This is a genomic window from Streptomyces sp. NPDC091282 (assembly GCF_044757385.1).
Classification (GTDB): domain Bacteria; phylum Actinomycetota; class Actinomycetes; order Streptomycetales; family Streptomycetaceae; genus Streptomyces; species Streptomyces gramineus.
The window spans coordinates 224,932-237,458 of sequence record NZ_JBIVUX010000005.1 but is presented as its reverse complement, the minus strand read 5'-3'; the positions used below and the strand labels follow the sequence as shown (position 1 = coordinate 237,458).

At 73.8% G+C, this 12,527-nt stretch carries 9 protein-coding genes; 8 read left to right on the top strand and 1 reads right to left on the bottom strand.

From position 1 onward, the window contains the following. The first annotated feature begins 331 nt into the window (after nt 1-331). The 8 genes from ACIQOE_RS24475 to ACIQOE_RS24440 all read left to right on the top strand — a co-directional run bounded on the left by ACIQOE_RS24475 (nt 332) and on the right by ACIQOE_RS24440 (nt 8,096). Nucleotides 332-649: a hypothetical protein gene (locus ACIQOE_RS24475; RefSeq protein ID WP_351316303.1), complete on the top strand. Its 318-nt coding sequence runs from the start codon at nt 332-334 to the stop codon at nt 647-649. A gap of 173 nt (nt 650-822) precedes the next feature. Then, on the top strand, nt 823-1,992 hold the full coding sequence (locus tag ACIQOE_RS24470; protein WP_401413737.1) for an acyl-CoA dehydrogenase family protein: 1,170 nt from the start codon (nt 823-825) through the stop codon (nt 1,990-1,992). After that, entirely contained in the window at nt 1,976-2,914 is a 939-nt protein-coding gene (locus ACIQOE_RS24465) for a bifunctional MaoC family dehydratase N-terminal/OB-fold nucleic acid binding domain-containing protein (protein ID WP_401413735.1), read from the top strand. The genes ACIQOE_RS24470 and ACIQOE_RS24465 overlap by 17 nt, the downstream gene beginning before the upstream one ends. Before the next feature lies 1 nt (nt 2,915). Beyond that, on the top strand, nt 2,916-3,965 hold the full coding sequence (locus ACIQOE_RS24460) for an acyl-CoA dehydrogenase family protein (protein ID WP_365559143.1): 1,050 nt from the start codon (nt 2,916-2,918) through the stop codon (nt 3,963-3,965). Next, nucleotides 3,955-4,404: an acyl dehydratase gene (locus ACIQOE_RS24455; RefSeq protein ID WP_401413733.1), complete on the top strand. Its 450-nt coding sequence runs from the start codon at nt 3,955-3,957 to the stop codon at nt 4,402-4,404. The genes ACIQOE_RS24460 and ACIQOE_RS24455 overlap by 11 nt, the downstream gene beginning before the upstream one ends. Continuing rightward, entirely contained in the window at nt 4,401-5,567 is a 1,167-nt protein-coding gene (locus ACIQOE_RS24450) for a lipid-transfer protein (protein ID WP_401413731.1), read from the top strand. The genes ACIQOE_RS24455 and ACIQOE_RS24450 overlap by 4 nt, the downstream gene beginning before the upstream one ends. 192 nt (nt 5,568-5,759) lie before the next feature. Further along, nucleotides 5,760-6,317, top strand: coding sequence for a SigE family RNA polymerase sigma factor (locus ACIQOE_RS24445; RefSeq protein WP_362639821.1), 558 nt, complete (start codon nt 5,760-5,762; stop codon nt 6,315-6,317). 102 nt (nt 6,318-6,419) lie between these two features. Continuing rightward, the gene (locus tag ACIQOE_RS24440) at nt 6,420-8,096 is read left to right on the top strand and encodes a long-chain fatty acid--CoA ligase (protein ID WP_365559147.1); all 1,677 of its coding nucleotides are present in this window, start codon (nt 6,420-6,422) and stop codon (nt 8,094-8,096) included. A gap of 190 nt (nt 8,097-8,286) precedes the next feature. Here the strand turns inward: ACIQOE_RS24440 and ACIQOE_RS24435 are convergent, their stop codons facing one another. After that, on the bottom strand, nt 8,287-12,306 hold the full coding sequence (locus ACIQOE_RS24435) for a PAS domain-containing protein (protein WP_401413728.1): 4,020 nt from the start codon (nt 12,304-12,306) through the stop codon (nt 8,287-8,289). Between the last annotated feature and the right edge of the window lie 221 nt (nt 12,307-12,527).

Below are 12,527 nucleotides of genomic sequence, written 5' to 3'. Positions count from 1 at the left end.
AAAGGGAAGGGGGAGCCGGCGTGCCGTGCCAGGGGCGGGGGTCTGGCCGGAATCGGTGCCGGATCGGTTCTCCTCTTGGAGTGCTTGTGGTGGTGCTGTCCTGACTGGTCACGATCAGGACGTGAATCGACCAAAGATGGCGAAAGGGGTTTATCGACTTGTCATCACGCTTGAGGGCGAATGAGACCGGAAGGACTGGTTCGCCGGGGATTCGGTGGGCAATCCTGATCTCGCGACGTCGATGACAACCCCGAGGCGGTCGGCCAACTGCCTGGGAAACAGCCGTACTTGACGTACTCTCCGGCTTAGCCGGGCTCTGAGAGGAAACAACATGGCAAGCATCCGTACCGCCCGCGTCCTCGCTGCCGTCTCCGCCCTCCCGCTCGCCGCCGCTCTCTTCGCCGGTGTCGCCGCCGCGGACAACGGTGCGATCGCCGGCAACGGATCGAGCGCCAACGCCGGTGTGGCGGGCATCATCGGCAGCGGTGTCGGCCACGACAACAACGGCAACTCCTCCACCACACAGCAGAACGCGGTGGGCAACGGGGCGTCGAACCAGAGCAACACCGCGCAGGTCAACGGCTCCGCCTGGACGGCTCTCCAGCAGGGCAACGACAACGTTGCCGTCCACTTCACCCAGCTGTGGTAGTCCCCCTCTGAGCCCTGGTGGGGTGTGCTCCGTGGGGATGTAGCGCGTCTGCGCGGCGGTACTCCGGTACCGCCGCGCAGGCGTTTTTCCCGCGCGCCGCCGGCCCTCGCGGCTCCCGGCGCCCGCCGGTTCGACCTTGACAGGCGTCCGTATCTGACGGACAGTCAGAAACCATGCATCTGGCCCCCACCGAACGCCAGCAGCGGCTGCGCGCCGAACTCCGCGCCTACTTCGCGTCCTTGATGCCCTCCCTCGTGCCCGAGGCACCCGAGGAGCGCCGTGCCCTGCTGCGCCGCATCGGCGCGGACGGTCTGCTCGGGCTCGGCTGGCCCGTCGAGTACGGCGGTCAAGGGCGGGGCGCCGACGAGCAGTTCGTCTTCTTCGACGAGGCGTACCGGGCCGGCGCCCCCGTCTCGATGGTCACGCTCAACACGGTCGGGCCCACGCTCATGAAGTACGGCAGCGACGAGCAGAAGGCCCGGTTCCTGCCCGGCATCCTCGGCGGCGACCTGGTCTTCGCCATCGGCTACAGCGAACCCTCCGCGGGCACCGACCTGGCGGCCCTGCGCACCCGGGCGGTGCGGGACGGCGACGGCTGGCGGATCGACGGCCAGAAGATCTTCACCTCGGGCGCCCAGCACGCCGACTGGATCTGGCTCGCCTGCCGCACCGACCCGGACGCGCCCAGGCACCGCGGCATCTCGATCCTCCTGGTCCCCACCGACGCCCCCGGCTTCTCCTGGACCCCGATCGAGACGGTGGGCGGCCAGACCACCACGGCCACGTACTACGACGGCGTCCGCGTTCCGGCCGGGCACCTGGTCGGCGCCGAGCACGACGGCTGGTCGCTCATCACCAACCAGCTCAACCACGAGCGGGTCGCCCTCGCCGCGACCGCCATGCAGGCCGAGGACTTCTACGAGGCGGCACTCACCGCCGCCCGCACCCCCGATCCGGTGACCGGCGCTCGCCGTGTTGACGAGCCCTGGGTGCGTTTCCGGCTGGCCGAAGCGCATGCCCGGCTGGCGGCGAACCGCCTGCTCAGCTGGCGTCTGGTGGGGGACACGGGGGCGGGCCGGGTGGCCCCCGCGGAGGCCAGCGGGGTGAAGTTCGCGGGAACGGAATCGGCGGTCGCGACGTATCGCATGTGTCAGGAGATCGTCGGCGAAGCGGCTTTGGTCCGGTCCGGATCGCCGGGGGCGTTCGAAGGCGGCGAGCTGGAGCGGCTCAACAGGGCGGCGCAGATCAACACGTTCGGGGGCGGGGTGAGCGAGGTGCAGCGGGAGATCGTCGCGACGATGCGGCTCGGGATGAGGAGGGGTGGCCGTGGCCGGGGAGACTGACGCGCTGGGAGCGCGGCTCAAGGCGTACGAGGGGCTGCCGGCCTCCCGGGCGGGCACCGCCAAGGACCCGGTCAACCTGCCCATGATCCGGCACTGGTGCGAGGCGATGGGCGACACGAACCCGGCGTACGAGGGGCCGGACGCGATCGCCCCGCCCACCATGCTCCAGGCCTGGACGATGGGCGGCCTGTCCGGGAACCCGTCACGCACCGGCGCGTACGACGAGATGTCCGCCCTGCTCGACGACGCGGGCTGCGTCTCGATCGTCGCCACCGACTGCGAGCAGGAGTACCTGCGCCCGCTGCGGCCGGGCGACGAACCGGTCTTCGACACGGTGATCGAGACGGTGTCCGCGCGGAAGACGACGAGACTGGGCACGGGCTACTTCATCACCACGCGCACGGACATCCGGGTCGGCGGCGAGCCGGTGGGCGTGCACCGCCTCCGCGTCCTGAAGTACGCGCCCGCCGGGCGGCCGGTCAGGGCCCCGGCGCGGCCCCGGCCGGTGGTCAACCGGGACAACGCCGGTTTCTGGGAGGGCGTGGCCGAGGGCCGCCTGCTCATCCAGCGCTGCACCGGCTGCGGCACCCTGCGCCACCCCTGGCTGCCGGGCTGCAACGCCTGCGGCGGCCTCGACTGGGACACCGTCGAGTCGGCCGGCGAGGGGACGGTCCATTCGTACGTCGTGATGCACCACCCGCCCTTCCCGGCCTTCTCCCCTCCGTACGCGGTCGGCCTGGTCGAACTCGCCGAGGGCGTGCGGATGGTGAGCAACGTGGTGGGGGTGCCGTACGACAAAGTGCGGATCGGCCTGCCGGTACGGGTGGAGTTCCGCCGCTACGAGGACGAGGAGGGCACGCTGACCCTGCCCGTCTTCCGGACCGTCGACGGCCTCGCCGGTCCCGGCGGCGGGGAGGCCTGACATGGACTTCACGCCCACCGAAGCGCAGGCCGCGGCCCGCGACCTGGCCGCCGGTGTCTTCGCCGACCTCGCCACCCACGAACGGCTGCGGGCCGCCGGCACCGGCAGCGACCAGGAGCTGTGGAAGGCCCTCACCGGCGCCGGACTGGTCGCCGCGGTCGGCGAACTGGGCCTGCTGGGGCTGGTCCTGCTGCTGGAGGAACAGGGGCGGACCACGGCCCAGGTGCCGTACGCGGCGAGCTGCGCGTACGGGCTGCTGGCGGTCGCCGCGCACGGCACGGAGGAACAGCGGGAGCGGCTGCTGCCGGGGATCGAGGACGGCTCGGTGGTCGTCGCCGGGGCGTTTCCGGCCCAGCGGGGGGTACGGCCCGCGGCGGGCGGCGGACTGACCGGCACCGTCCCCGTCGTCCCCTGGCTGCGCGACGCCACGCACGTGCTGGTCGCGGACGCCGGCCGGCGGCTCTGGCTGGTGCCGCTCGGCGCGGGCGAGGGCACCGGCGTCGAGGAGACCGAGCTGACCGCGCCCTGGTCGGCCGGACGGCTCACGCTCCGCGAAGCCCCGGCCGAGCCCCTCGGCGGCGCTCCGGGACCCGGCGGCCCCGGTGCCTACGCCGACGTCCTGGCCGTCGCCCGCACCGCCTTCGCCGGGCTCCAGGCCGGTGTCTGCGCGGGCTCGCTGGCCCGGGCCGTCGCGCACACCAACACCCGCGAGCAGTTCGGGCGCCCGCTCGCCACCCGGCAGGCCGTCCAGCTCCGGGCCGCCGACGCCCACATGGACGTCGAGGCGATCCGGGTGACGGCCTACGAGGCGGCCTGGCGGCGGGACGCGGGGCTGCCGTACGCCACGCACGCGCTGACCGCGGCGTGGTGGGCGTCCGAGGCGGGGCAGCGGGTGGTGCACACCGGCCAGCACCTGCACGGCGGCGCGGGCGCCGACGTCGCCCATCCGGTGCACCGGCACTTCCTGTGGGGGCGCCAGCTGGACGCCTATCTGGGCAGCGGGAGCGAAGTGCTCCAGGAACTGGGGGAGTTGATCGCGCATGCGGGTTGAGACGACACGGCCGGGCGTGGGCACCGAGCTGCCGCACCTGGAGATCCCGATCACCCGGACGCTGATCGTGGCCGGAGCGATCGCGTCCCGGGACTACCAGGACGTGCACCACGACGCCGAGCTGGCCCGCCGGAAGGGCTCGCCGGACATCTTCATGAACATCCTGACCACCAACGGCCTGGTCGGCCGGTACGTCACCGACTACTTCGGCCCGACGGCGGAACTCCGCAAGGTCGCCATCCGGCTCGGCGCGCCCAACCACCCGGGAGACACCATGGTGCTGACCGGCCGCATCGAGGAGCTGGACCACACCACGGACACGGCGGTGATCCGGGTGACCGGCACCAACGGCCTCGGCGACCACGTCACCGGCACGGTGACCGTCGAACTCACCGGCTCCCTGGTGACCGTCACCATCGTCGACGAGGAGGAGGCATGAGCGTCCGGGGCCGGGACACGCTCGGCGGGCGGGCGTCGATCGCCGGGATCGGGGCCACCGAGTTCTCCAAGGACTCGGGGCGCAGCGAGCTGCGGCTGGCGGCGGAGGCGGTGCGGGCCGCGCTGGCCGACGCCGGGCTGACCGCGGCCGACGTGGACGGGATGGTGACGTTCACGATGGACACCAGTCCGGAGATCACCGTGGCGCAGGCCTGCGGGATCGGCGAGCTGTCGTTCTTCTCCCGCGTGCACTACGGCGGCGGCGCGGCCTGTGCGACGGTCCAGCAGGCGGCGCTGGCGGTGGCGGCGGGAGTGGCCGAGGTCGTCGTCTGCTACCGGGCGTTCAACGAGCGGTCGGGACGCCGGTTCGGCTCGGGTGTGCAGCGCAGGGAGCCGTCGGCGGAGGGCGCGGCGCTCGGCTGGGCGCTGCCGTTCGGGCTGCTCACCCCGGCGTCCTGGGTGGCGATGGCGGCGCAGCGCTACCTGCACGCGTACGGGCTGACCCCGGAGGCGTTCGGCCACGTGGCGGTGGTGGACCGGAAGTACGCGGCGACCAATCCCGCCGCCTACTTCCACGGCCGTCCGATCACCCTCGCCGACCACGCGGCGTCCCGCTGGATCGTCGAACCGCTCCGCCTGCTGGACTGCTGCCAGGAGACGGACGGCGGCCAGGCGCTCGTGGTCACCTCGGTGGAGCGGGCGCGGGACCTGCCCCGTCCGCCGGCCGTGATCGCGGCGGCCGCGCAGGGTGCCGGCCGGGGCCAGGAGCAGATGACCGGCTTCTACCGGGACGACCTGACCGGCCTCCCGGAGACGGGCGTGGTGGCCGGACAGCTGTGGCGCGGTTCGGGCCTGGCCCCGGCCGACGTCGACGTGGCCATCCTGTACGACCACTTCACGCCGTTCGTGCTGATGCAGCTGGAGGAGTTCGGGTTCTGTGGACGCGGGGAGGCGGCGGACTTCGTCGCCGAGGAGCGGCTGCCGCTGAACACGCACGGCGGACAGCTCGGGGAGGCGTACCTCCACGGGATGAACGGGATCGCGGAAGGAGTACGCCAGCTGCGGGGCACGGGCGCGAACCAGATACCGGGCGCGGGCCGGGTCCTGGTGACGGCCGGCACCGGGGTGCCGACATCGGGGCTGGTCCTGACCTCGGACGGGTGAACCGGGGGCCGGCCGGCGCCCGCTTTGGGGCCCCGGCCGGTCCGCACCCCCAGGGGTGAACCCGCAGGAGTACCGCCCTCGTACTCCACCTTCAGGAGGTGTAGCCGGCCCCACCCCTACAACCTGAGGCGGACTCTCCTTCGGGACCTGCGGCCGATCCGCCCTCGTACCGTTCGCTCATAGCGTGGAGCCATGACCACACCCGTCTGCACCAGCGCTTCGGGCGCCGCTGTCTCGGCGAGGCAGACCCGGCCGTACCCGTCGTTCGCGTCGTACGTCAGGGCCCGCCAGCCGGTGCTGCTCCGTACCGCCCGCTCGTTGACCGCGAACCCGAACGACGCGGAGGACCTGCTCCAGACCGCGCTCGCCAAGACCTACGTGGCCTGGGAGCGGATCGAGGACCACCGGGCCCTCGACGGTTACGTGCGCCGGGCCCTGCTGAACACCCGGACCTCGCAGTGGCGCAAGCGCCGGGTCGACGAGTTCGTCTGCGACGAGCTGCCCGAGCCGGAGCCGGTGGGCGGCGGGGACGACCCGGCCGAGCGGCAGGCGCTGCACGACGCGATGTGGCGGGCGATCATGAAGCTGCCCGCGCGGCAGCGGGCGATGGTCGTGCTGCGGTACTACGAGGACCTCAGCGAGGTGCAGACGGCCGAGGTGCTCGGGGTGTCCGTGGGCACGGTGAAGTCCGCCGTGTCGCGTGCGCTCGGCAAGCTGCGCGAGGATCCCGAGCTGGAGATCGCCCGATAGCCGGACAGACCACCGCCGACTGTGTCAGTTGTCTCGCCCCTAGTGACATACCGACCGGTATGTGAGCAGAATCAGCGCAGCCCCTTTACCGCCGAGTAGGCAATGTCGCCACGGGAGGACGCCGTGCTGAGCACCATGCAGGACGTACCGCTGCTGATCTCCACGATCCTGACGCACGGGTCACGGGTCCACGGCGCATCACGGGTGACCACCTGGACGGGCGAGGCCGAGCCGCACCGCCGCAGCTTCGCCGAGATCGGCGCCCGCTCCGCGCAGCTGGCCCACGCCCTCCGCGACGACCTCGGGGTCCGGGACGACGACCGCGTGGCCACCCTCATGTGGAACAACGCGGAGCACACCGAGGCGTACTTCGCGATCCCCTCCATGGGCGCGGTCCTGCACACGCTCAACCTGCGGCTGCCCGCCGAACAGCTGGCCTGGATCGTGAACCACGCGGCCGACCGGGTCGTGATCGTCAACGGTTCGCTGCTGCCGCTGCTCGCCCCGCTGCTCCCGCACCTCGCGCCGCTCCGGCACATCGTGGTCGCCGGACCCGGCGACCGGTCCCTGCTGGACGGCGCGACCGTGCCCGTCCACGAGTACGAGGACCTGATCGCCGGCAAGCCGACCACGTACGACTGGCCCGAGCTGGACGAACGCCAGGCCGCCGCCATGTGCTACACCTCCGGCACCACCGGCGACCCCAAGGGCGTGGTGTACAGCCACCGTTCGATCTACCTGCACTCCATGCAGGTCAACATGACCCAGTCGATGGGCCTGACCGACCAGGACACCTCGCTGGTCGTGGTGCCCCAGTTCCACGTCAACGCCTGGGGCCTGCCGCACGCCACCTTCATGACCGGCGTCAACCTCCTCATGCCGGACCGCTTCCTGCAGCCCGCCCCGCTCGCCGAGATGATCGAGAGCGAGCGGCCCACGCACGCGGCCGCGGTCCCCACCATCTGGCAGGGCCTGCTCGGCGAACTCACCGCCCGGCCCCGTGACGTCACCTCGCTCACCCAGGTCACCATCGGCGGCTCGGCCTGCCCGCCCTCCCTGATGGCCGCGTTCGACGAGCTGGGCATGCGGGTCTGCCACGCCTGGGGCATGACCGAGACCTCCCCGCTCGGCACGGTCTCCCGCCCGCCGGCCCACGCCGTCGGTACCGAGCAGGAGTTCGCCTACCGCCTCACCCAGGGCCGCTTCCCGGCCGGTGTCCAGGCCCGGCTGACCGGCCCCGGCGGCGAACGCCTCCCCTGGGACGGCGAGTCGGCCGGCGAGCTGGAGGTTCGCGGCCCCTGGATCGCGGGCGCCTACTACAACGGCCCCGACGCCGACCCGCTGCGCCCCGACGACAAGTTCAGCGAGGACGGCTGGCTGAAGACCGGTGACGTCGGCACCATCTCCCCCGACGGCTTCCTCACCCTGACCGACCGCGCGAAGGACGTCATCAAGTCCGGCGGCGAGTGGATCTCCTCGGTGGAGCTGGAGAACGCGCTGATGTCCCACCCCGACGTCGCCGAGGCCGCGGTGGTGGCCGTACCGGACGACAAGTGGGGCGAGCGCCCGCTGGCGACGGTCGTGCTGCGGGAGGGCTCCACGGCCACCTTCGAGACCCTGCGCGTCTTCCTCGCTGAGGAGGGCAAGATCGCCAGGTGGCAGCTGCCGGAGCGCTGGACGATGGTGACGGCGGTGCCCAAGACGAGCGTCGGCAAGTTCGACAAGAAGGTGCTGCGCAGGCGGTACGCCGAGGGCGACCTGGACGTGACCAGCCTCTGACCGGCGCCGGGCCGACGACGGGGAACCGCCCTCGCCCGGCCGCGGCACGTCCGCGGCCGGCCGCGCGGTTCCCCGCGCCCCTTCCGGGGCGCTCAAGCGGGCCCCAGGCCATGTCCTGATTGCCGATGCCCTGGTCGGCGATGTCCTAGTTGCCGATGTCCTAGTTGCCGATGCCCAAGTTGGCGATGTCCTAGTTCGTGCCGATCCGGGCCAGCAGGTCCACGATCCGGTCCTGCACCTCGTTGCTCGTGGACCGCTCCGCGAGGAACAGCACCGTCTCGCCGGACGCCAGCCGGGGCAGGTCGGCCTCGTCGACGGCCGCCGTGTAGACGACCAGCGGCGTCCGGTTGAGCTGCCCGTTGGCACGGAGCCAGTCGATGATCCCGGCCTGGCCGCGGTGCACCTGCATCAGGTCCATCACCACCAGGTTCGGCCGCAGCTGCCCGGCCAGCGCCACCGCGTCCGCGTCGCTGGCCGCCCGCGCGACCTGCATCCCGCGCCGCTCCAGCGTCGCCGTCAGGGCGAGCGCGATCTCCGCGTGCTCCTCGATGAGCAGCACCCGCGGCGGATGCTGCTCGGTGTCCCGCGGCGCGAGCGCCTTCAGCAGCACCGCGGGATCGGCGCCGTACGCCGCCTCGCGTGTCGCCTGGCCCAGTCCGGCCGTGACCATCACCGGCACCTCGGCCGCCACCGCCGCCTGCCGCAGCGACTGCAGCGCGGTCCGGGTGATCGGCCCGGTCAGCGGATCCACGAACAGCGCCGCGGGGAACGCGGCGATCTGCGCGTCGACCTCCTCGCGGGAGTGCACGATCACCGGCCGGTAGCCGCGGTCGCTCAGCGCCTGCTGCGTGGTGACGTCCGGCGCGGGCCACACCAGCAGCCGGCGCGGGTTGTCCAGCGGCTCCGGGGGCAGTTCGTCGTCCAGCGGCTGCGGACGCGGCGGATCCGCGACCTCGACCGCGCCGCCCGGACCGTCCAGCGGCTCCGGGCCCTCGGCGGCGTTCACGTCCGGTGCGCCTATGGCGTACGACCGTCCGGCACCCTCGGTGGCCCCCACGAGCCGGGACTGCCCGGCCGTCGACGGCTGGGGCAGCGGCTGGGACGCCGTCTGGTCGGCCTGCGGATGCGGCCGGGCACCCGGTTCGGGCTGCTGCTGGTCGTCGCGCGTGCCCAGCTTGCGGCGCCGTCCGTTGCCGTTCGGCTGGTGCGGCGGCGGGGTCGCCGTCGGCTGCTGCACCTGCGCGGCCTGCCGCGAGAACGGCACGCCCTGGCCCAGCGTCCGCACGCTGAACGCGCGGCCCTGGGTGGAGTCCGGGTCGACCGGCGCGGGCGTCGCCTCGGCGGGCAACGGCTGTGCGGCGCGCGCGGGTTGAGCGGCGGCCGCGGGCGCCTCCTCGGCGCCGTCCGGCCACTGCCGCGGCCCGGGAGCCGCGGGGGCGGCCTCCGCCGGGAGCGGCTGGGCGCCGGCCGGGGCGGGCTGCGCGGGCACCGGCTGCCCCGGAACCGGCACGGCGGAGCCCTGCGTCTGCGCCGGTGCCTGCACCGGTACGGCGACGCCCTGCGGCTGCGCCGGTGCCTGCGTCTGCACCGGTACGGCGCTCGCGCCCGCCGGCGCCTGCGGAACCGGCTGACCGGGCGGACCCGCCTGGGCCGGGATGCCCGGACCTGGCTGCGCGGGCGGGACGGGCAGACCGGGGGCGCCCGCCTGCGCCGGCACCGACGGCACGACGGCCTGGGCGGCCTCCTCGGGCTGGCCCACGGAACGCCTGCGGCGGCCGGTGGGCGCGCTGGTGGGATGCGGCTGCGGCGGGGTGTGGTCCTCGGCCGGGTCGTGCGCCACGGCGTCGTGCCGGCCCTCCTCGGCGGCCACCGGGGCCGGCTCGGGGACCCGGTCGGCCTCGGCGGGCGGCAGCGCGAAGACCGGGCGCGGGCCCGCCTGCTGCTGCTCGGCCCGCTCCGCCGCCGCGGCCAGCGCCCGCCGCCGGCGTCCGCTCGGCTGCTCCTCGTCGTCCTGGGGCGCGGTGGCCGCGGGCAGCGCCGGCGGCAGCGCCAGACGCTCGTCGGGCTCAGGCCGGGCGCGGCGTCCGGCCGCGGGCGCGGGCACGCCCTGCGGCGGCACGGTGCCACCGAGGCCCGTCCCCGCCGCGGCCGTACCCGATCCCTGTTCGGCCGCCGTCACCACGGCGCCCTCGGAGGCCCCGCCGTCGCCCGCACCGGACCCCGCGGCGGCGTCGGCCGGACGCCCGCGCCGCCGCCCGGTGCCCCCGGACGCCGGTTCGGCACCGTCGGGGACCGCGGCGCTCTCGATCGCGGCCGGTCCGCTCTCCTGGTCCGCCGCCCCGGCGGCCCGCCGGCGCCGGCGCCCGGTCGGCGCACCGGCCGGGGCCTCGCCCTCGGCGGCCTCGCCGCCGGGCACGTCGCTGTCCAGGAAGGCGTCCACGGAGGACCGCCGGGCCCGCCGCCGCCCGCCCGCGCCGCCGCCGCCGTCGTCGGCGGAAGCGGCCGGGAGCGTGGCCACGGCCGTACCGACCGGCGCGGGCACGGCACCCGCGCCGCCGCCGATCGGCACCTCCAGGACGAACGCGCTGCCGCTCATGCCGGGCACCTCGTGCGTCTGCAGCACACCGCCGTGCGCGCGCACGATGCCCCGCACGATCGGCTCGTGCACCGGATCGCCGCCGGGGTAGGGCCCGCGCACCTCGATACGGACGACCTCGCCGCGCTGGGCCGCCGCGACGACCACGGTGTTGTCCATGTAGCCGCCTGCGGAGACCGGCGAGTTGCCGGTCGCGTCGACACCCGCGACGTCCGCGACGAGGTGGGCGAGCGCGACGGCGAGCCGCTGCGGATCCACCTCGGCCTCGATGGGCGGCGCGTGCACGGCGAACTGGACCCGGCCGGGCCCGATCAGCTCCACCGCGCCTTCCACACCGGCGGCGACGACGGCGTCCAGCATCACCTTCGTGCGGCTGATGTCCTCGGTCCCGGCGTCCAGCGCCTGGTAGCCGAGCACGTTGTCGATGAGCTGGGTGATGCGCGAGTAACCGGCCGAGAGGTGGTGCAGCACCTGGTTGGCCTCGGGCCACAGCTGCCCGGCGTCGTCGGCGGCGAGCGCGGCCAGTTCCCGGCGCAGCTCGTCGAGCGGGCCGCGCAGCGACTGCGCCAGCAGGGTCAGCAGCTGCTCGTGCCGCCCGTACAGGGCCTCGTAACGGTCCTTCTCGCGCTCGCCGAGGGCCGCGTACCGCTCCTCGCCCGACGCCAGTTCCTCGGCCTGCCGCTCCAGCAGCTCCTCGACCTCGGTGACGTGCTTCTGGCGCAGCGCGGTCAGGTCGGAGGCGTGCTCCTCGGAGAGCCGCTCCAGCTCTTCGGCGTGCGCCTTCTCCCGGGCGTCCTTCTCCTCGGCCAGGTTGTCGTACGGCCGCCGGTCGGTGAAGGTCATGACGGCGCCGACGAGCTGGTCGCCGTCGCGGACCGGCGCGGTCGTCAGGTCGACCGGCACCTTCTTGTCGCCCTTGGCCCACAGCACCTGTCCGCGCACCCGGTGCTTGCGCCCGGAGCGCAGGGTGTCGGCGAGCGGCGACTCGGCGTACGGGAAGGGGGAGCCGTCCGCGCGGGCGTGCAGCACCAGGTTGTGCAGTTCCTTGCCGCCCAGTTCGCCGGCGCGGTAGCCCAGTATCTGGGCGGCGGCCGGATTGACGAGCACGATCCGCCCGTCGGTGTCCGTCCCGACGACGCCCTCGCTCGCGGCCCGCAGGATCATCTCGGTCTGCCGCTGCGAGCGGGCCAGCTCGGCCTCGGTGTCCACGGTGCCGGTCAGGTCGCGCACGACGAGCATCAGCAGTTCGTCGGCGCCGTAGCCGTAACCGTCGTACGCCTGCTGGCCGTTCTCCAGGTTGGCGCTGGTCACCTCGACCGGGAACTCGGACCCGTCGGTCCGGCGGGCGATCATCCGCGTCGGCTTGGTGCGTCCACGCGGGTCCATGTGGTCGGGCCGGCGCATCGACCCGGGGATCAGCCGCGAGTCGAAGTCCGGCAGCAGATCCAGCAGCCCTCGCCCGACCAGCGCGGTACCCGGTGCCTCGAACGCCTCCAGAGCGATCGTGTTCGCGTTGACGACGGTCCCGTTGGCGTTGACCAGCACCAACGCGTCCGGAAGTGCATCGAGTATGGCTGCGAGGCGAGCAGCGCCTCGGGATGGCCTGCTGCTCACGAGACGCTTCCTCCCTGTTACCGCACCTTGCCGACCGCTCGGGCCATCTTGCCAACCGGCCCGCGACGTGTCACGCGAGGGAGTCTAAAGGCACCGATTGCGCTCACGGCGCCGGATGAGAGGGAGGTCGCACGACGAAGTGACGGCGAACATGTGACCGACACACGTCACCTTCGCCGCGCCTTCGCGGAACCTTCGCGGGCGCGGGGCCTTCGCCGTGC